The organism is Arthrobacter sp. U41 (genome assembly GCF_001750145.1).
Taxonomy (GTDB): domain Bacteria; phylum Actinomycetota; class Actinomycetes; order Actinomycetales; family Micrococcaceae; genus Arthrobacter.
This window is the reverse complement of record NZ_CP015732.1, coordinates 320,206-338,870: the sequence shown is the minus strand read 5'-3', so window position 1 is coordinate 338,870 and position 18,665 is coordinate 320,206. Positions and strand designations below refer to the sequence as shown.

The window sequence follows — 18,665 nt, the reverse complement described above, 5'->3', positions numbered from 1 at the left end:
CGGTTAGGGTGTGTGCTGATCATTTGAGACAATGTCAGGGTGAACCGAGCATCCTTGGATAAGCGTCCGGACGAAGTAGCCACGATGTTTGACGACGTCGCCCCCAAATACGACGTCGTCAACGATGTCCTGTCGATGGGGCAGACGCGGCGTTGGCGCAAGGTTGTGGTCGAGGCCATGGATGTGACGCCCGGCCAGCGCGTGCTCGACCTCGCCGCCGGCACCGGCACCTCCAGCGAGCCGTATGCCGACGCCGGCATCGAGGTCATCGCCTGCGACTTCTCCCTCGGCATGCTCAAGGTCGGCAAGCGCCGCCGCCCCGACATCGACTTCATCGCCGGTGACGCCACCCGCCTGCCGTTCGCGGACAACACCTTCGATGCCAGCACCATCTCCTTCGGCCTGCGCAACGTCAACGAGCCAAAGAAGGCCCTGGCCGAGATGCTCCGGGTCACCAAGCCCGGCGGCAAGCTCGTGATCGCCGAGTTCTCCCAGCCCGTGGTTCCGCTGTGGCGCACCATGTACACCGAATACCTCATGCGTGCGCTGCCCGCGATCGCCGTCAAGGTCTCCTCCAACCCGGATGCCTACGTCTACCTCGCCGAGTCCATCCGCGCCTGGCCGGACCAGGACCACCTCGCCGCCTGGCTGCAGGAAGCCGGCTGGGACAACGTCTCCTACCGCAACCTCAGCGGCGGCATCGTCGCGGTGCACCGCGCCGTCAAGCCCGGCGCGGAGGCCGGCCCCTCCGCGGCCGCCGCTGCGCTGGCCAACCACACCGGACCGGTGGCGAAGCTGCGCCGCAACATCACCCGGCCCGCGCGCTAGGCCACCGACGCCGTGAATGTACTGATCGTCGGAGCAGGTCCGGCCGGGTCCACTGCCGCTTACTACCTGGCGCAGGCCGGCATCGACGTCACGGTGCTGGAGAAGACCAGCTTCCCGCGGGAAAAAGTCTGCGGCGACGGGCTCACTCCCCGCGCCGTCCGCGAGATCCAAAAGCTTGGCCTGCCGCACCCCGAAGCGGACGGCTGGCGCCGCAACAAGGGCCTGCGCCTGCTGGCCGGCGGCCGCAGCATCGAACTTCCCTGGCCCGAGGTCTCCGACTTCCCGCAGTACGGGCTGATCCGCACCCGGCTCGGCTTCGACGAGGAGCTGGCCCGGCACGCCCAGTCCGCGGGCGCCGTCGTGCTGGAACGCCACAGCGTCACCGAAGCCCTGCGCGCCGACGACGGCCGCGTCACCGGCGTCCGAGCCGCCCTGCTCGACGAAGCCGGCCGCAAAACGGGGGAGACCCGCGACTTCACGGCCGACGTCGTCCTTGCCGCCGACGGAAACTCCAGCCGCACAGCCGTATCGCTGGGCATCGGGAAGCGCGATGACCGGCCGCTCGGCGTCGCCGTCCGCACGTATTTCACGAGCCCGCGGCACGACGACGACTGGATGGAAGGCTGGCTGGAGCTCCCCGGCCGCGACGGAAAGCTGCTGCCCGGCTACGGCTGGGTGTTCGGCGTCGGCGACGGCACGTCCAACGTGGGCCTGGGCATCCTGAACTCGTCCAAGGAATTCGGCAAGCTGGATTACAAGCAGGTCCTGCGCGAGTGGACCGCCGGCATGCCCGCGGACTGGGGATTCACTCCGGAAAACCAGGTGGGCGAGATCCGCGGCGCCGCGCTGCCGATGGGCTTCAACCGCACCCCGCACTACTCGCCGGGCCTGCTGCTGCTGGGCGACGCCGGCGGGATGGTCTCCCCGTTCAACGGCGAGGGCATCTCCTACGCCATGGAGTCGGCGCGTTTCGCGGCCGAGTTCATCATCGACGGCGCCGCCCGCTCCGCCTCGGCGGGCTGGGGATCCGGAACCGAAGCTTCCAGAGCCGCCGACGCGCACCTGGCGCGGTACGCGGACTACGTGCGGGACCAGTGGGGTTCGCACTTCACCCTGGGCCGGGCCTTCGCTGCGCTGATCGGCAAGCCGGCCGTGATGAAACTGGCCCTCCGGACGGGCATGCCCATCCCCATCCTGATGCGGTTCGTGGTGCGGCTGCTGGCCAACCTGACCGATCCCGCGGCCAAGGGCATCGAGGACCGCGTCATCCGCGTGCTGGAATCGCTGGTCCCGGCGACGTCCAACCAGGGCCGGTCCGGCACCGACACTCCTTCGCCCTCCGGCACCAACTCCGCGGTTTCCGCAACAGAAGTTAGGGTTAACCCGTGACCAACTCTGCAGACCAAAGCTGGACGCACGCCGGACACGGCCTGCCGAGCTCTGAGCCCGACCTGAACACCACCGCGATCGCCACCGGATTGCAGCTGCCGGCCGGCTTTGCCGCGATCGCCGGGGACCCCGAACTGGGGCCCGCGATCACCACCAACCTCGCCCGCGTGGAGAAGAAGCTGCGCGAGGCCATCGCCAACTCCGACCCGCTGGCTGACGCAACGTCGCGCCACCTCGTGGAAGCCGGCGGCAAGCGCATCCGGCCGTTGCTGACCCTGCTCTGCGCCCACCTGGGCGACGCCTCCCTGCCCGCGGTGGTGCAGGCCGCGGTCGTCGTTGAACTGACCCACCTGGCGACGCTGTACCACGACGACGTGATGGATTCCGCGCCGTTCCGCCGCGGCGCCCCCACAGCGCACGAGGTCTGGGGCAACTCCGTCGCCGTCCTGACCGGCGACCTGATCTTCGCGCGAGCCTCCATCCTGGTCTCCGAACTGGGCTCCCGCGCGCTCGGCATCCAGGCCCGCACCTTTGAGCGGCTGTGCCTGGGCCAGCTGCACGAAACCGTGGGCCCGCGCCCGGACGAGGACCCGGTGGAGCACTACCTCTCGGTCATCGCGGACAAGACCGGCTCGCTGGTGGCGGCCTCCGGACAGCTCGGCGCGATCTTCTCCGGCGCCGATGAAGCCTACGAGCCGATGCTGGTCGAGTATGGCGAAAAGGTGGGCGTGGCCTTCCAGCTCGCCGACGACGTCATCGATGTCACCGGCGTCAAGGTCAAGTCCGGCAAGTCCCCGGGCACCGACCTGCGCGAAGGTGTCCCGACGCTGCCGGTGCTGCTGCTGCGCAAGAAGGCCGACGCCGGCGACGAGTCCGCCGTCGAACTCCTGAAGCTCATCGACGGCGACCTCAGCTCCGACGAGGCCCTCATGGCTGCCGTCGCCGGCCTGCGCGAGCACCCGGTCACGGCCGAGTCCTGGGTGGTGGCCCGGTCCTGGGCCAGCGAGGCGATTGCCGCGCTCGCGCCGCTGCCCGACGGTGTGGTGAAGGACTCGCTGACCAACTTCGCGCTGGCCGTGGTGGACCGCGCCAGCTGATTTTCCCTCCGGTGGGCTGCCCGCTGGGCGGCCGCGTGGGGTCCCTTCTTAAACGGAATGGCCCCGGTTCCTCACAACGTTCCGAGTCATCCGTTGTGTCGAACCGGGGCCATTTCTCCGTTCGCATCAGATCCACCGGAGGCATTTGATGAACCCATGAATGAGCCTATGACAGAAATGTCACGCTGTCTAGCTTTTATGTAATTCGATTGTCATAGGCTTTTGGCGCCCGGGTTGATGCGCTCCGGGGGCACTTTGAGCCACCATCGGCTGTTCCACGGGCTGCGCCGCGGCGGGTCCGTGTCCAACGTGCCCCCGGAGCGCACCGTTGGTTAAGGAAGTTGTCCACATAGCCCATCCGGGGCGGACGCGACGGACTGCCGGCGAGGCACATTGGCGGAATGAACATAGCCTCCTATCTCGCTGCACGGGGCGGAACGGCAAGCACGGCTGACTTGGGCCGGGCCGGACTGAGCCGCCACCGGCTATCGACGGCCGTGGCGGACGGCACCATCGTGAGGATCCGACGCGGGCTGTACGGACTGCCGCAGGATTCCAGCGCGCATCGGGCCGCGCGCGAACTGAAGGGGTTGCTGACCTGCCTGTCGGCCGCGCCGGACTACGGTTTGTGGACGTTGGCACCGGCCCAGCGCCTTCATTTGTGCGTGGGGCATCGGGCGGCGGCGCCGGGTTCCTTGGCACATGGCCGCTGCCGGCATCCCCGGCACCCGTGGCTGCCAGTGGCCGGACTCGCCGATGTCCTGGTCCATGCACTCCACTGCCTCCCGGAACTCGAAGCCCTCGTCATGGTTCAGTGTGCCGTGGGGCGAGGGGACATCAGCCTGGCTTTTCTCCGCGGCAAACTCGGAGGTAACCGCAACGCCCGAGCCAGGGCGGTGCTGGATCTTCTCATTCCGCGGGCCGACTCGCTGCTCGAAGTTCTGGCCAACACAACCTTCCGCCGGGCCGGGCTGCACATCCGACGGCATGTGGAGATCCCCGGGGTGGGCGAGGTGGACTTCCTCGTTGAGGACTGCCTGATTGTGGAAACGGATGGCGGATCGCACTTGGAACCGCGGCAGGTGAAGAAGGACCGGGGGCGGAACAACGCGAGCGTCGTCGCAGGTTACCTGGTTCTCAGGTTCGGCTACGAATTCGTCGTCCACCACCCCGAGCAGATGCTCGCGCAGGTCCTTGCGGTGCTGGAGCAGCGGCGCCGGGGTGCGTTCCACCCGTGACGCCCGGTTGGCAGCACCCGTCCGGGGCTACTTTGAGGCCGCAGTACGGGAGTTTCCGCTCGGGAGACGGCGTGTCCGCGGCCGAAGTGCCCCCGGCCCGCAGTGAGCCGAGGCACGGACCCGCCGCGGCGCCCCACGACGCGGGCCCGGGTGCGGGTTAGTCCTCGTCCTCGTCGTTGAAGGCCCACTCGAACATGTCGAAGACGAACTCTGAGAATGTCCCCTCTTCACTTTTCCACTGGCCGCGGGCGTTGTTGCGCCGGTACACGATCGGGTCCGGAACACTGAGGTCGCCGACCCGGAAACCCCAGGTGAACTGTTCTTCCTCGTCCTCGAGGAACATCAGGAAGCCTTCGTCATCAACTTCGAGCTCTTCGGGGTCCCAGAAGTAGTGGTACGCCTCCATGATGTCCTCGCAGCCGCCGACTGCCAGGTAGAACTCCCGCAGCACCGGGGGCACCTGGAACTGGTGCTCGGCGAGGGCCGCATCGAGTTCGTCGGCCGGGAGGCCATCCTCTTCCTGCCATTCGTCTTCGAGATACTTCGGAACAAGCGCGCGGAACTTCTCGAGGAACATGTCAGTCATGGTTATTATCCTAGCTAATCCTTGGGCCCGCGATCCGCCGCGTCCAGGCCGAGCCGGTGCCAGCCGCGGACCGCCAGCGGAACGTGCCACTGCCGCCGCCAGGCCGTGACCCGGAAGGCGAAAACGACCGCAGCCACGGCACCCGCAGTCACCGCGTTGAAGGTGCCGGTGACGGACAGGCTCACGGTCAGGACCGCCCCCGCAAACGCCGGCAGCGCGTAGAGATCCTTCGGGTCGAACAGTTGCGGCACCTCATTGGCGGTGATGTCGCGCAGCAGGCCGCCGCCCACCGCCGTCGTGACCCCCAGGAGCACAGCCGCCACGGGGTTCATCCCGGCGGACACCGCCTTGAGGGTGCCGGTGATGCAGAAGAGGGCCAGGCCGCCGGCGTCGAACAGGATCAGCAGCGAGGTGTAGCGCTGGAAGCTGGAGAACAGGAAGTACACCAGCACCGTGGCCAGCAGGGGCGGGGCCAGGTAGGCCGGGTTGGTGAAGGCCGCGGGCGGTCCGTCGTTGATGATGATGTCGCGGATGACGCCGCCGCCCAGGCTCACCACCGAGGCCAGCAGCAGGGAGCCGATGATGTCGAACTGCTTCCGTGCCGCCAGCAGGGACCCGGAGACCGCGAAGAAGAAGACGCCAGCCAGGTCCAGCCAGACCAGGACGCTGATGAAGGAAAAAGTCATGGAGGGTCCCGGTGGGATATCAAGGGCGCGGATGGGGCGGCTCCAAGGTTACGCTAACGGCTATGAATAGCCCCATCCTGATCGCCTGCGCCCACGGCACCTCCAGCGCGGAGGGTGCCGCCGAAGTCAACGCCCTCCGGGACGCGATCGCCGCGCTGCGGCCCGGGCTCGACGTCCGTGAGGCCTACGTCGACGTCCAGGAGCCGGAGCTGCCGGCCGTCGTGACGGGCCTGCCGGCGGGGGAGACCGCCGTGGTGGTGCCGCTGCTGCTCAGCGTCGGGTACCACGTCAAGGTGGACATCGCCCGGGCGGTCAAGAGCCGGCCGGGCACCCGCGCCGCCGCTCCGCTGGGGCCCGATCCGCGGCTCGCGGCGCTGCTGGACCAGCGGCTCCGGGACGCCGGCGTGACCGACAACGACGCCGTGATCCTCGCGGCGGCCGGTTCCTCCGACCCCACCGCCGCGCAGAACGTCGAGGAACTGACAGGCCAGCTCCGCGCCCTGCGGTCCAACCGGATTGTGGCAGCCTACGGTGCGTCCGCGAAGCCGTCCGTGCCCGAGGCCGTGGCCATGCTCCGCGAGGAGTTCGCGGGCGGCGCGGGCGCGGGGGAGTCCGCCGGCGCCGTGGACCTGGGCGGCCGCGTGGTCATCGCCGCCTATCTTCTGGCCCCGGGCTTCTTCCACGACCAGCTCGGCAAGGCCGGCGCGGACCTCGTCACGGCACCCCTGCTGCCCTCGCCGGTGCTCGCCGAAATCGCGCTGGAACGCTACGACGCCGCCCTCGCGGCAGGCGCCTGACCCGCCCCCTGACCGGGCGCCTGACCCGCCCCTCCCTAACCCCGGACCCAGCCCCCAACCATGCACAGGAGCCGCGCCACTTCAAGGCTCGCCGAAGGTTCGTGACGATTTGTTGCCCTAGGTGACCCCGCGTTTCCGGACCTTTGTGACGGCATTACGGCCCGCCCTACAGTCGATCCATGACTGATACAGCTCTAGCCGGAGCGTCTGCGGACCAGGCTGCCCCAGGCCGCACCAAGCGCCCCACCAACCGACCCGCCGCAAAGCCGCACGGGCAGTGGAAAGTGGACGGCACCGCGCCGCTGAACGCCAACGAAACCTGGAAGCAGGAAGACAACGGCCTCAACGTCCGCGAGCGTATCGAGTCCGTCTACTCCAAGCACGGCTTCGACTCGATCGACGGCACGGACCTGCACGGACGCTTCCGCTGGTGGGGCCTCTACACCCAGCGCAAGCCCGGGATCGACGGCGGCAAGACCGCCACGCTCGAGCCGCACGAGCTCGAGGACAAGTACTTCATGCTGCGCGTCAGGATCGACGGCGGTGCCCTCACCACCGAGCAGCTGCGCGTGATCGGCCAGATCTCGGTCGATTTCGGCCGCGACTCGGCCGACCTCACCGACCGGCAGAACATCCAGCTGCACTGGATCCGGGTCGAGGACGTGCCGGAAATCTGGCGCCGCCTCGAGTCGGTGGACCTGTCCACCACCGAAGCCTGCGGCGACGTGCCCCGCGTCATCCTTGGATCCCCGGTCGCCGGCATCGCCAAGGACGAGATCATCGACCCGACGCCGCTGATCCACGAGCTCGCCGAACGATTCATCGGCGACCCCGAACTGGCCAACCTGCCGCGCAAATTCAAGACCGCCATCACCGGCCACCCCAGCCAGGACGTGGTCCACGAGATCAACGACGTCGCCCTGGTGGGCCTGGTCCACCCCGAACTCGGCATCGGCTATGACCTCTGGGTCGGCGGCGCGCTCTCCACCAACCCGATGCTCGGCAAGCGCCTTGGCGCCTTCGTCCGCCCGGATCAGGCCGCGGACGTCTGGCTCGGTGTCACCAGCATCTTCCGCGACTACGGCTACCGGCGGATGCGCACCAAGGCCCGGCTGAAGTTCCTGCTGGCCGACTGGGGACCGGTGAAATTCCGCCAGGTCCTCGAGGACGAATACCTCGGCTACAAGCTCGACGACGGCCCGGCCGCGCCCAAGCCCTCCACCCCGGGCGACCACATCGGGGTGCACGAGCAGAAGGACGGCAAGTTCTTCATCGGCGCCACTCCGCTGGCTGGCCGCCTCTCCGGCACCCAGCTCGTGAAGCTGGCCGACACCCTGGAAGCCCGCGGCTCGCAGCGGCTGCGCACCACCCCGCACCAGAAGCTCGTCGTCCTCGACGTGCCCAGGGACGAGGTGGAACCGCTCGTGGCCGAGCTCGACGCGCTGGGCCTCTCCGCCCGGCCCTCGGTGTTCCGCCGCGGCACCATCGCCTGCACCGGCATCGAATACTGCAAGCTCGCCATCGTCGAAACCAAGCTCACGGCCGCCACCGCGGTCGCCGAGCTGGAACGCCGCCTCGCCGACCTCGTCGAGACCCAGCAGCTCCCGCAGGCCCTGTCGCTGCACATCAACGGCTGCCCCAACTCCTGCGCCCGGATCCAGACGGCGGACATCGGCCTCAAGGGCATGATGCTTCCCACGCCCGACGGCGACCCCACCCCGGGTTTCCAGGTCCACCTCGGCGGCGGGCTGGCGTCCGACAGCCGCGAGGAAGCGGGCCTGGGCCGAACCGTCCGCGGCCTCAAGGTCACGGCCGACGACCTTCCCGACTATGTGGAGCGCGTGGTCCGGAAGTTCGTGGCCGACCACTCCGAGGGCCAGACCTTCGCCGAGTGGGCCTTCGCCGCCGAAGAGGGTGATCTGCAGTGAGCAAGCACGCCCTGGGTATCAACCCGGTGGCTGAGGACGCAGCTCCCCAGGAAGCGGCCGCCGTGGTCGCCCCCGTCCTCCGCACCCACGACGAGCTCAAAGTCATCGCCGAAGCCGGCGCCGCCGAGCTCGGCTGGGACGCCCCGGCCCGCGAGGTGATCGCCTGGGTGGCGCGCAACTTCGAGCTGCCCGCCGTCGCCGTCGCCTGCTCCATGGCCGACGCCGTCCTCCCCGCGCTCGTCGCGGACCAGCTGCCCGGCGTCGACGTGCTCTTCCTGGAGACCGGCTACCACTTCCCGGAAACCCACGCCACGCGCAACGAAGTCGCCGCGAGTTTGCACGTCAACGGCGTCGACGTGCTGCCGGAGAACACCGTGGAGCAGCAGGACCGGCTGCTCGGCAAGGACCTCTTTGCCCGCGACGCCGCCCAGTGCTGCGCGCTGCGCAAGGTGGCCCCGCTGCGCCGCACCCTCGCCGGCTACGAACTCTGGTTCACCGGTGTCCGCCGCGACGAGTCGCCCACCCGCACCAACACCCCGCTGGTGACCTGGGATGAAACCAACGGCCTGGTCAAGGTCAACCCGGTCGCGGCCTGGAGCTTCGACCAGCTGGTGCAGTACTCCGAGGACAACCTCCTCCCCGTCAACCCGCTGCTTTCACAGGGCTACCCGTCCATTGGCTGCCAGCCCTGCACGCGCAAGGTGGCGCCCGGCGACGACCCCCGCGCCGGACGCTGGGCAGGAACCGACAAGACAGAATGCGGACTACACGTATGAGCACTCAAATCAACGAGGACCGGGCAACCGGCGTCTCAGCCCCGGCCCGCCTGTCGTCTTTGGACACCCTCGAATCCGAGGCGATCCACATCATCCGCGAGGTCGTCGCCGAGTTCGAGAAGCCGGCGCTGCTCTTTTCCGGCGGCAAGGATTCCGTGGTGATGCTGCACCTGGCGACCAAGGCGTTCTGGCCCGGCAGGGTGCCGTTCCCGGTGCTGCACGTGGACACCGGGCACAACTTCCCCGAGGTCATCGAGTTCCGCGACCGGACCGTGGAGCGGCTGGGCCTCAAGCTCGTCGTCGGCAGTGTCCAGGAGTTCATTGATTCCGGCGAGCTGGCCGAGCGTGCCGACGGCACCCGGAACCCGCTGCAGACCGTCCCGCTGCTGGACGCGATCCAGCGCAACAAGTTCGACGCCGTCTTCGGCGGCGGCCGCCGCGACGAGGACAAGGCCCGGGCCAAGGAACGGATCCTGAGCCTGCGCGACGAGTTCGGCCAGTGGGACCCGCGCAACCAGCGGCCCGAGCTGTGGAACCTCTACAACGGCCGGCACACCGTGGGCCAGCACGTCCGCGCGTTCCCGATCAGCAACTGGACCGAACTCGACGTCTGGCGCTACATCGAGCGCGAAAACATCGACCTGCCCGGCCTCTACTACGCCCACGACCGCGAGGTCTTCGCCCGCGACGGGATGTGGCGCGCGGTCGGCGAGGTTTCCCAGCCCCGCGACACCGAGCAGGTCATCACCAAAACCGTGCGCTACCGGACCGTCGGCGACATGTCCTGCACCGGCGCCGTGGAATCGGCCGCCGCCACCGTGCGCGACGTCGTGATCGAAGTTGCCGCCTCCACCATCACCGAACGTGGCGCCACCCGGGCGGATGACCGCATTTCCGAGGCCGCCATGGAAGACCGCAAGAAGGATGGCTATTTCTAATGAGCGCTGAAATCGACACCGCCCGCGCGGCCGCCCTGCTCGACGAGGCCCCCCTCGCACACCGCTTTTTGTCTGCGACTCTATTTCGTTTCGCGACCGCCGGATCGGTCGACGACGGCAAGTCCACGCTGGTGGGCCGGCTGCTGCACGACTCCAAGGCGATCCTCGCCGACCAGCTCGACGCCGTCGCCCGCACCTCCGCGGACCGCGGTTTCGGCGGCTCAGGCGCCACCGGCACCCAGGCGATCGACCTCGCCCTGCTCACCGACGGCCTGCGCGCCGAGCGGGAACAGGGCATCACCATCGACGTCGCCTACCGCTACTTCGCCACGGACCGCCGCAGCTTCATCCTCGCGGACTGCCCCGGCCACGTGCAGTACACCAAGAACACGGTGACCGGCGCGTCCACCGCGGACGCCGTCGTCGTGCTTATTGATGCCCGCAAGGGTGTCCTCGAGCAGACCCGCCGGCACCTCTCCGTGCTGCAGCTGCTGCGGGTGGCGCACGTGATCGTGGCCGTGAACAAGATCGACCTCGTGGACTTCAGCGAGGCCGTGTTCCGCGACATCGAAGCCGACGTGCAGAAGGTGGGCCGCGAGCTTGGACTGGGCCGTGACGATTCAAATACAGGCGGCATCGCTGATCTCTTCGTGATTCCGGTCTCCGCGCTCGACGGCGACAACGTCGTGGACCGCTCGGAGCGCACGCCCTGGTACGACGGCCCGGCCCTGCTTGAGGTCCTCGAGACGCTGCCGGCCGCGGACGAACTCGAAAGCCACCTGGAGAGCTTCCGGTTCCCCGTGCAGCTCGTCATCCGGCCGCAGGGCGCGCTGGCTCCCGACGCCGTCGCCGGCGGACTCGACGTCGCAGGCTACCGCGACTACCGCGCCTACGCCGGCCAGATCACCGAGGGTTCGGTGAAACTGGGGGACCAGGTCAGCGTCCTCACCCCGGGCCAGGCCCCGCGCACCACCACGGTGACCGGCATCGACTTCGCGGGACGGCGGCTCACCGAGGCCGTGGCCCCGCAGTCCGTGGCGCTGCGCCTCGCGGATGAGTTCGACGTCGCCCGCGGCGACACGATCGCGGCGGCCGGAACGATCCGGGAAGCGTCGGCGGACCTCTACGCCTCGCTGTGCTGGCTCTCGCCGAAACCGCTCCGGGAGGGGGCCAAGGTGCTGGTCAAGCACGGCACGCGCACGGTCCAGGCCCTGGTCCGGAACGTGACCGGGAAGCTGGACCTTGCCAACTTCCAGCTGGAGCCCACCACCAGCCTGGAGCTGAACGACATTGGACATGCCCAGCTGCGGCTCGCCGCGCCGCTGCCGCTGGAGAACTACCTGCACCACCGCCGCACCGGGGCGTTCCTCGTGATCGACCCGCTGGACGGCAACACCCTGGCCGCCGGGCTCGTCAACGACCACCCCGGCGATCACGAGGACGAGCGCTACTCGATCTGAGCGCTGCACGAGCCGGGCCCCAGCTAGACCAGTTCTGCCCCGCATTACCCGGCGTTGCCGGGCCCGTCGCGGGAACGCGATCTGGGAGGCGCCGGAAACGCGCGTGGTCGCCGTAATCTTCCGGCGACCACATGCGTTTCCCGCGAAACCGCCGCGTAGCAACGGCCGCCCCGGCGACCACGACGGCGAGCGCTACACGATCTGAGCGGGCCGCCGCATCGTCCTGACGGCGAGCACGACGATCCAGGCGAAGTACGTGTAGGCGTTGATTCGTTCGAAGCCGCCAGCCCAGGGTGTCACGTTTTGCGCGATGCCTTGGATGGCGAACGATGCTGCGGCTCCGAATCCTGCGACAACCAGAAGGGTCGCGATCGCATACAGCCGGAACCATCCCGGGTAGGCGGTAGCTGACAGCACGAGCGCCGCGAAAACCAGGAGGCTGAAGACGGCTGATAAAGCGATGTGCATGATGTCGTTGAACCCGCCGGGAAGCCACCGGGAGCTCATTGCGAACACCGTGTGGGTCGGAAAGCCGATGAGCGCGGAGGCAACCAGGCAAATTCCGGCCCAACGGAGGCTTGTCCGGTGGGCCGACCGCCAGACACCCACACCGAAGCCGGTCATTAGCAGCCCGTGAATGAGGATGACGGTGACCATCAGCGGGCGCACCGGAGAGCCGAAAGCACTCAGTTCGCTGATCGCCTGGTCCCTAAAGCTGTACCCGTTGTACAGCAGGCCGGAGACGAGGTCTCCGACGCCATAGACCGCAACAGCGAGGAAACCTGCGGAAAGCAGGGCCGTATCGGCAGCGTCCCCGCGCGAACGGGCCGTGCGGGACCAGCCCGGTGCGTGGGATTCTCCTGAGGAGCTCATGGCCTGCCGCCCTTTGAACTGGATGGGGTTTGCTACAGCTGCAAGCTAGTCCTGCCGTCAGGACGAGGGTAGAGGCGAAGGGCTGAGCCCTGGTCCCAAATCCTGAGCGTGGAGCCCTGAGTTCAGCTGACTGCCTGTGGGCTAGAGTCCTAGCATGAGGGGATGGAGGCAGCTGGACTCACTGCAGCAAGGCCTGCTCATCGGGCTGGTCCTCGGTGTGCTTCTGGCTGTGCTCGCCCGGGATCTGATCTGGATTGCGGCCGCTCTGGGGGCAGGAGCAGTGACCGGCTCCGTTGTCGCACGACGCCGTGAGCGTGCCCGGGCAAGAGAGCACGCTACGAGGACAGGGGCACCTGTGACCCGTCAGCAACGTCGGCAGGACGAGGTCGACCAGCGAGAGTTCAGCCTGAGGGCTGCGTCCTCCTACCATGGCCGCGAGCTGCTGTACCGCGGCGCCGATCGCTCCACGGTCCTGGAACGGGTCCGCGCCAAGGTCCCCGGCCTCGCGGAGGAACGCTACGAGGCGGCACTGTCCGATGCTGTCGCCCAGCTCGAGCGCCTCCGCTGGCACTCCCTGGAACGACGAGCCAAAAACATCGCCGAGGCCCGCCTCCAGGACGTGCTCAACGCGGTGTTCGCCCTGCACTACCTCAACCGCCGCTTTCACCGGCAACATCTCGACGACGGGATCGTCCCGATCGATCTGCACGAGGTGCTGGGTGACCTGTGGTCGGCGGAGCAGGTCGAGGCGGCTCTCGCCCGCTCCACCGCCTTGATCGAGGACGGGATGCGCTATGGATGGCAGCCGGACCAGACGAGGCTACATCTTGACGAACTCGCGGCCCGCCACCCCGGTTTCAACCTTCCCAGCCTGCACGCAGCCTTGGCCTGGGGCTACCAGAGGAACCGATGAGCCCGCCGGGCGGCGGGCCCCTACCGGCCACACCGATCCACTTGGGTCAGCGGACGCAGGTTGATGAGCGTGACGGTTAGCAGCAACAGCCATATCCACCACCCAAAGGTAGCCGCTACCCGACAACGGCCGCGGTAAACTACCCGGCAACACCATAAGGACGGCCCACTGCAGGGATCAGCACCCTGCCGGGTAAGCGGTCCGCGGGCCGGGACGGGGGTTCCGTTGGAAGTCATCAACAGCAAGCTGATCAGCTGGGCCTCGATCCTGGACGACGCGACCCGCCAGCAGGCCCTGGCCACGGCACAGCTGCCCATCATCTATCCGCATCTGGCGCTGATGCCGGACGCCCATCTGGGCCTGGGCGCCACCGTGGGCTCCGTCATTCCCACCCTTGGCGCCGTCATCCCGGCGGCCGTGGGCGTTGACATCGGCTGCGGCATGATCGCCGTCCGCACACAGTATGCCGTCAAGGACCTGCGCAAGGACCGGAAACCGTTGCGGGAGGGCATCGAGCACGCCGTCCCGCTGTCCGCCGGCCACTTCAACCACAGGATCAGCGCCACCGCCGCACCCCGGATAGACCAACTCCGGCGCCTGGCAGCGAACGCGCGTTTCGACCCCGCCCAGTACGCCTCGAACTGGACACTGCAGCTGGGGTCGCTTGGCTCGGGCAACCACTTCATCGAGGTCTGCGCGGATGAGACGGACGCCGTCTGGCTGTTCCTGCACTCCGGCTCCCGCGGCGTCGGCAACAAACTCGCGCAGCGGCACATCGGCGAGGCCCGGAGCATGATCCGGAGCCGGCACATCACCCTGCCGCACCCGGACCTGGCCTACCTCGAGGAAGGCACCCTCGAATTCGACCGATACATCAGGGAACTCCGCTGGGCCCAGCACTTCGCCCTGCTGAACCGCGAGGAGATGATGGACCGGGTGGTCCGGCAGTTTGAATCCTGGACCGGAGGCTCCGTCCGCGAGGCCGAACGGATCAACTGCCACCACAACTTCACCGCCAAGGAACGGCATTACGGCAAGTCCGTCTGGGTCTCACGCAAAGGAGCCATCAGGGCGGAGGCGGGGGACCCCGGGCTGATTCCGGGCTCCATGGGCACCGCGTCCTACGTTGTTGTGGGCCTGGGGAACCGGGCGTCCCTGAATTCCTCGCCGCACGGCGCCGGGCGGGAATACTCGAGGCACGCGGCGCAGAAGATCTTTACCCTGGCCGAGCTGAAGACCGCCATGCAGGGCATCGAATTCCGTCCCAGCAAGGCCTTCATCGACGAGATCCCGGCGGCCTACAAACCCATCGACACGGTGATGCGCGACTCCGCGGACCTCGTCAAAATACGGCACAAGCTCCGCCAGCTCGTCAACGTTAAAGGCGACTGAACCGCCGAAGCGCCCGGACGGCGGGCCCGCATGTGACGCTGCATGAACTCCCGTGACCCCGGGTTTCCGGGCCATTGAACCGTGTTCCTGACACTCCCTATGGTGAAGCCATGACTACAACGGAACGGCTGTCCACCCTCGGTGGGTTCCGGGGGCGATGTCGCCGGCGCTGACCACCGCCCGGCCTCCCCGCACACCCCCCCAGGAACAGGACTTCCCGCATGTCATCCCCATCGAACAACCCCGCTCCCCGCCAGAAACCCGGCCAGAGCCCCGGCACCACCCGGATCGTTGCCGGGGAATCTGCCAAGCCCAAGCGCAAGCGCGCGCTGGAAATCAGCCTGGCTGCCGGCCTCGCCCTGCTGATCGGCGCCGGTGCCGCCGTCGCGTCCACGGTGTCCCGCACTAATGAAGCGGCGCCCGCTGCCGTCCCCGCGGCCACTCCCGCCGCCGAACTCAAACTCGGCTACTTCGGCAACATCAACCACGCCCCGGCCCTCATTGGCGTCAGCCAGGGCCTGATCGCGAAGAGCCTCGGCGAAACCAAACTCAGCACCCAGGTCTTCAGCGCCGGCCCGGCCGCGATCGAGGCCCTCAATGCCGGGGCCATCGACGCCACCTACATCGGCCCCAACCCGGCCATCAACTCCTACGTCAAGAGCAAGGGCGAATCGGTCAGCATCATCGCCGGCGCCGCGTCCGGCGGGGCGCAGCTGGTGGTCAAGCCCGGGATCACCTCCGCCGCGGACCTGGCCGGCAGGAAGCTCGCGACGCCGCAGCTCGGCGCCACCCAGGACGTGGCCCTGCGCGCCTGGCTCGGCCGGCAGGGCCACCGGACCAAAACGGACGGCAGCGGCGATGTCGCCATCAACCCCACCGAGAACGCCCAGACCCTGAAACTCTTCCAGGACGGCAAGCTCGACGGCGCGTGGCTCCCGGAGCCGTGGGCGTCCCGCCTGGTGCTGCAGGCCGGAGCGAAGGTCCTGGTCGACGAAAGGGACCTGTGGGACAAGGGCGAGTTCATCACCACCGTCCTGATCGTCAACAAGAAGTTCGCCGCCGCGCACCCTGACACGGTCAAGGCGCTGCTGAAGGGCCACGTCGAATCCGTGGGCTGGCTCAACGCGGCCCCCGCCGCGGAGAAGTCCACGGTCCTCAACGCCGCTCTCCAGGAATCCGCCGGTGCCGCCCTTCCGGCCGACGTGATTGACCGTTCGCTGAAGAACATCGTCTACACCGTCGACCCGCTCGCCGGAACGTACCGGAAGCTGCTGCAGGACGGCGTCGACGCCGGCACCACCACCCAGGCCGACATCAACGGCCTCTTCGACCTCACGGCCCTCAACAGCGTCCTCGGCGAGGGCGCCACGGGCCCGAAGGTCTCAGCCCAGGGACTGGGCCAGGACTAGCCAGACCCTGTCTCCAGCCCGCCAACAGAAGTGCCACCAGAAGTAAGGACGTGACCATGCCAGTCGTACTGGAAAACCTGGGCAAGCGCTTCGGCGACGGCGCCCCGGTGCTGGACGACGTCAACGCCAGCATCGGGCAGGGCGAGTTCGTCGCGCTGCTCGGTGCCTCCGGCTGCGGCAAGTCCACCCTGCTGAACATCATGGCGGGACTGGAGGCCCCGACGTCGGGCGCCCTCGAGGTGCCCAGCGACGGCGCGGCCTTTATGTTCCAGGACGCGGCGCTGTTCCCCTGGCTGACGGCGCGGGAGAACATTGAGCTGGCCCTGAAGCTGCGCGGCGTCGGGAAGAAGGAGCGCAAGGTCAAGGCCAACGAGCTCCTGGACCTCGTGCACCTGGGCGGCGCGGGGGACAAGCGCCCGCACGAGCTCTCCGGCGGCATGCGCCAGCGCGTGGCCCTGGCCCGCTCGCTCGCCCAGGACCGGCAGCTGCTCCTGATGGACGAGCCGTTCGCGGCCCTCGATGCGATCACCCGGGACCTGCTGCATGACGAGCTGGAGCGGATCTGGAAGGAAACCGGCCGCACCATCGTTTTTGTCACCCACAACGTCCGCGAAGCCGTCCGGCTGGGCCAGCGCGTCCTGCTGCTCTCCTCACGGCCCGGACGCGTGGTGCGGGAATGGCACGTCAGCGAAGAGCACCGCACCGACGCCGGACTGGCCGGCCAGCTCACCGCCGAAATCACTGCCCGGCTACGCGAGGAGATCCGCCGCCATGCCAAATGAACAAACATCGCTGGTTGAGCCCGCCGAGACCCGCCACATCACCGCCGCCCTGACCCGGTCCTCCACCGGACCGGCCGACCTGCGCGAGCTGGAGGCCGGGCTGGACTCGCTACAGTCCGATGCCGTGCGCAAGGGCCGCGTCGACTGGAGCCGGATCCTGCTGCCGGTCGGCGCGATTGCGGTCCTCATCATCATCTGGCAGCTGTACGTGTCGATGGGCTTCAAGCGGCAGGACCTGGTGCCCGGCCCGCTGGATGTGCTGGGCCAGTTCGGCCGGCTCTGGGCGGAGGGCAAGCTGCAGGAAGCGGTCTGGACCTCGCTGCAGCGCGGGCTTGTGGGCTTCCTGATCAGCGTGGCCATCGCGACCCCGATCGGACTCCTGCTGGCCCAGGTCGCCCCGCTGCGCCGCGCCTTCGGGCCGCTCATCTCCGGGCTGCAGGTGCTGCCGTCCGTGGCCTGGGTGCCCGCGGCCATCATCTGGTTCGGCCTCACCGACGCCACGGTGTATTTCGTGGTGTTCATGGGCGCCATCCCCTCGATCATCAACGGGCTGATCTCCGGCGTGGACCAGATCCCGCCGCAGTACCGCAGCGTCGGGACAGTCCTGGGCGCCTCCCGGCTCCAGCTGGCCCTGCAGATCATCCTCCCCGCCGCCCTGCCCGGATACCTCGGCGGACTCAAGCAGGGCTGGGCCTTCTCCTGGCGCTCGCTGATGGCCGCGGAAATCATCGCCGTGGGCGGCACCATCGGCTTCGGCCTCGGATCCATGCTCAACCAGGGCCGCGACCTGTCCGACATGACCATCGTGATGTCCGCGATCCTGCTGATCCTCGCCGTCGGCATCCTGATCGAACTGCTCGTCTTCGCCCCGATCGAAAAGCACCTGCTCCGCCGCCGGGGCCTCCTCGCCGGCAGCACCCGCTAACCCCCACCCCCTCAAGCAACGCGGGGTCACTTTCGGCCCATAAACCCCTGGTTTATGGGCGCTGAGTGACCCCGCGTTGCTGTTGTCTGCCGGGATGGACGGGCCTACACTCACGGCTATAGGCCGGTGTGCGGCCGATCCAGCCCAATTCTGAGGAGACAGCCGTGGCGCCAAAATACGGAGTGCTGGCACTGGTCGAAGCCAAGCCGGGGAAGGAACAGGACGTCTGGGACTTCCTCAACGGGGGCCGCGAGATCGTCCTGACCGAGCCCGGCACGAGGACCTGGTACGCCTTCCGGGTCAACGAGAACACGTTCGGCATCTTCGACACCTTCGACACCGAAGAGGACCGGCAGGCCCACCTCGACGGAGCCATCCCCGCCGCCCTCGGCCAGCACGGACCCGCCCTGCTGGCCAAGGACCCCGACATCAAACTGATCGAGCTTATTGCGGTGAAGTAGGGCGCCCGGAGTCGGCCAGCCGCCTGCCGACTCGCCGCCCGCGCCGCCCGCCGCCTGTAGGACGGAGGCACTTTGACCCGGACACGCCGTCCTTTGAGCCCGAAGTGGCTGTTCCCGCCGTCAAAGTGCCCCCGGACGGCGCCACAGCTGCCCGGGCCACGACGGCGAAGTGCCGACCGCGCCCAGG

The 18,665-nt window shown here is 68.4% G+C and carries 18 protein-coding genes and 1 pseudogene; 16 read left to right on the top strand and 3 right to left on the bottom strand.

The annotated features are described in order from the left end of the window. Positions 1 to 39 precede the first annotated feature (39 nt). The 5 genes and pseudogenes from ASPU41_RS01655 (at position 40) to ASPU41_RS23175 (ending at position 4,552) form a co-directional block, all read left to right on the top strand. Positions 40 to 828, top strand: a complete 789-nt coding sequence (locus tag ASPU41_RS01655) for a demethylmenaquinone methyltransferase (RefSeq protein WP_083266298.1) — start codon at positions 40 to 42, stop codon at positions 826 to 828. 12 nt (positions 829 to 840) lie between these two features. After that, positions 841 to 2,217, top strand: a complete 1,377-nt coding sequence (locus ASPU41_RS01650) for a geranylgeranyl reductase family protein (RefSeq protein WP_069949435.1) — start codon at positions 841 to 843, stop codon at positions 2,215 to 2,217. Beyond that, on the top strand, positions 2,214 to 3,314 hold the full coding sequence (locus ASPU41_RS01645; protein WP_069949434.1) for a polyprenyl synthetase family protein: 1,101 nt from the start codon (positions 2,214 to 2,216) through the stop codon (positions 3,312 to 3,314). Before ASPU41_RS01650 ends, ASPU41_RS01645 begins: the two co-directional genes overlap by 4 nt. A gap of 401 nt (positions 3,315 to 3,715) precedes the next feature. Beyond that, positions 3,716 to 3,802, top strand: a pseudogene (locus tag ASPU41_RS23180) (hypothetical protein); the annotation flags it as partial. A gap of 252 nt (positions 3,803 to 4,054) precedes the next feature. Beyond that, the gene (locus tag ASPU41_RS23175) at positions 4,055 to 4,552 is read left to right on the top strand and encodes an endonuclease domain-containing protein (RefSeq protein ID WP_231941418.1); all 498 of its coding nucleotides are present in this window, start codon (positions 4,055 to 4,057) and stop codon (positions 4,550 to 4,552) included. 157 nt (positions 4,553 to 4,709) lie between these two features. Here the strand turns inward: ASPU41_RS23175 and ASPU41_RS01635 are convergent, their stop codons facing one another. Continuing rightward, a complete protein-coding gene (locus tag ASPU41_RS01635; RefSeq protein ID WP_069949432.1) occupies positions 4,710 to 5,138 on the bottom strand; it encodes a hypothetical protein in 429 nt (142 codons plus the stop codon). A 14-nt stretch (positions 5,139 to 5,152) separates the two neighbouring features. Continuing rightward, the gene (locus ASPU41_RS01630) at positions 5,153 to 5,824 is read right to left on the bottom strand and encodes a trimeric intracellular cation channel family protein (RefSeq protein WP_069949431.1); all 672 of its coding nucleotides are present in this window, start codon (positions 5,822 to 5,824) and stop codon (positions 5,153 to 5,155) included. A gap of 62 nt (positions 5,825 to 5,886) precedes the next feature. Between ASPU41_RS01630 and ASPU41_RS01625 the strand changes: the two genes are divergently transcribed. The 5 genes from ASPU41_RS01625 to ASPU41_RS01605 all read left to right on the top strand — a co-directional run bounded on the left by ASPU41_RS01625 (position 5,887) and on the right by ASPU41_RS01605 (position 11,723). Further along, positions 5,887 to 6,621 (top strand): sirohydrochlorin chelatase, encoded by a 735-nt coding sequence (locus ASPU41_RS01625; protein WP_157356895.1) that lies wholly within the window; start codon positions 5,887 to 5,889, stop codon positions 6,619 to 6,621. A gap of 179 nt (positions 6,622 to 6,800) precedes the next feature. After that, the gene (locus ASPU41_RS01620; RefSeq protein ID WP_069949430.1) at positions 6,801 to 8,549 is read left to right on the top strand and encodes a nitrite/sulfite reductase; all 1,749 of its coding nucleotides are present in this window, start codon (positions 6,801 to 6,803) and stop codon (positions 8,547 to 8,549) included. Between the two features lie 26 nt (positions 8,550 to 8,575). Continuing rightward, a complete protein-coding gene (locus tag ASPU41_RS01615; RefSeq protein WP_442856260.1) occupies positions 8,576 to 9,325 on the top strand; it encodes a phosphoadenylyl-sulfate reductase in 750 nt (249 codons plus the stop codon). Then, positions 9,322 to 10,263, top strand: coding sequence for a sulfate adenylyltransferase subunit CysD (cysD, locus tag ASPU41_RS01610; RefSeq protein WP_069949429.1), 942 nt, complete (start codon positions 9,322 to 9,324; stop codon positions 10,261 to 10,263). Before ASPU41_RS01615 ends, cysD begins: the two co-directional genes overlap by 4 nt. Continuing rightward, on the top strand, positions 10,263 to 11,723 hold the full coding sequence (locus ASPU41_RS01605) for a sulfate adenylyltransferase subunit 1 (RefSeq protein WP_231941133.1): 1,461 nt from the start codon (positions 10,263 to 10,265) through the stop codon (positions 11,721 to 11,723). The genes cysD and ASPU41_RS01605 overlap by 1 nt, the downstream gene beginning before the upstream one ends. Before the next feature lie 192 nt (positions 11,724 to 11,915). Here ASPU41_RS01605 and ASPU41_RS01600 read toward each other — a convergent pair whose 3' ends face one another. Beyond that, positions 11,916 to 12,596: a DUF998 domain-containing protein gene (locus ASPU41_RS01600; RefSeq protein WP_069949428.1), complete on the bottom strand. Its 681-nt coding sequence runs from the start codon at positions 12,594 to 12,596 to the stop codon at positions 11,916 to 11,918. A 154-nt stretch (positions 12,597 to 12,750) separates the two neighbouring features. Between ASPU41_RS01600 and ASPU41_RS01595 the strand changes: the two genes are divergently transcribed. The 6 genes from ASPU41_RS01595 (at position 12,751) to ASPU41_RS01570 (ending at position 18,478) form a co-directional block, all read left to right on the top strand. Next, positions 12,751 to 13,509 carry a hypothetical protein gene (locus ASPU41_RS01595; protein WP_157356894.1) on the top strand — a complete coding sequence of 253 codons (759 nt, stop codon included), beginning with the start codon at positions 12,751 to 12,753 and terminating at the stop codon, positions 13,507 to 13,509. Positions 13,510 to 13,734: 225 nt separating this feature from the next. Next, on the top strand, positions 13,735 to 14,901 hold the full coding sequence (locus ASPU41_RS01590; protein ID WP_069949426.1) for an RtcB family protein: 1,167 nt from the start codon (positions 13,735 to 13,737) through the stop codon (positions 14,899 to 14,901). Between the two features lie 221 nt (positions 14,902 to 15,122). Continuing rightward, positions 15,123 to 16,310 carry an ABC transporter substrate-binding protein gene (locus tag ASPU41_RS01585; RefSeq protein WP_069949425.1) on the top strand — a complete coding sequence of 396 codons (1,188 nt, stop codon included), beginning with the start codon at positions 15,123 to 15,125 and terminating at the stop codon, positions 16,308 to 16,310. A gap of 56 nt (positions 16,311 to 16,366) precedes the next feature. Next, positions 16,367 to 17,092, top strand: coding sequence for an ABC transporter ATP-binding protein (locus tag ASPU41_RS01580; protein ID WP_069949424.1), 726 nt, complete (start codon positions 16,367 to 16,369; stop codon positions 17,090 to 17,092). Next, entirely contained in the window at positions 17,082 to 18,017 is a 936-nt protein-coding gene (locus ASPU41_RS01575; RefSeq protein WP_069949423.1) for an ABC transporter permease, read from the top strand. The genes ASPU41_RS01580 and ASPU41_RS01575 overlap by 11 nt, the downstream gene beginning before the upstream one ends. 164 nt (positions 18,018 to 18,181) lie before the next feature. After that, positions 18,182 to 18,478 (top strand): putative quinol monooxygenase, encoded by a 297-nt coding sequence (locus tag ASPU41_RS01570; protein ID WP_069949422.1) that lies wholly within the window; start codon positions 18,182 to 18,184, stop codon positions 18,476 to 18,478. Positions 18,479 to 18,665: the final 187 nt, after the last annotated feature.

Excerpts from the sequence above, each read along its gene's own strand:
- ASPU41_RS01635 (WP_069949432.1), bottom strand. The coding sequence starts at position 5,138 with ATGACTGACATGTTCCTCGAGAAGTTCCGCGCGCTTGTTCCGAAGTAT.
- ASPU41_RS01630 (WP_069949431.1), bottom strand. The coding sequence starts at position 5,824 with ATGACTTTTTCCTTCATCAGCGTCCTGGTCTGGCTGGACCTGGCTGGC.
- ASPU41_RS01625 (WP_157356895.1), top strand. The coding sequence starts at position 5,887 with ATGAATAGCCCCATCCTGATCGCCTGCGCCCACGGCACCTCCAGCGCG.
- ASPU41_RS01620 (WP_069949430.1), top strand. The coding sequence starts at position 6,801 with ATGACTGATACAGCTCTAGCCGGAGCGTCTGCGGACCAGGCTGCCCCA.
- cysD (WP_069949429.1), top strand. The coding sequence starts at position 9,322 with ATGAGCACTCAAATCAACGAGGACCGGGCAACCGGCGTCTCAGCCCCG.
- ASPU41_RS01605 (WP_231941133.1), top strand. The coding sequence starts at position 10,263 with ATGAGCGCTGAAATCGACACCGCCCGCGCGGCCGCCCTGCTCGACGAG.
- ASPU41_RS01600 (WP_069949428.1), bottom strand. The coding sequence starts at position 12,596 with ATGAGCTCCTCAGGAGAATCCCACGCACCGGGCTGGTCCCGCACGGCC.
- ASPU41_RS01595 (WP_157356894.1), top strand. The coding sequence starts at position 12,751 with ATGAGGGGATGGAGGCAGCTGGACTCACTGCAGCAAGGCCTGCTCATC.
- ASPU41_RS01585 (WP_069949425.1), top strand. The coding sequence starts at position 15,123 with ATGTCATCCCCATCGAACAACCCCGCTCCCCGCCAGAAACCCGGCCAG.
- ASPU41_RS01580 (WP_069949424.1), top strand. The coding sequence starts at position 16,367 with ATGCCAGTCGTACTGGAAAACCTGGGCAAGCGCTTCGGCGACGGCGCC.
- ASPU41_RS01575 (WP_069949423.1), top strand. The coding sequence starts at position 17,082 with ATGCCAAATGAACAAACATCGCTGGTTGAGCCCGCCGAGACCCGCCAC.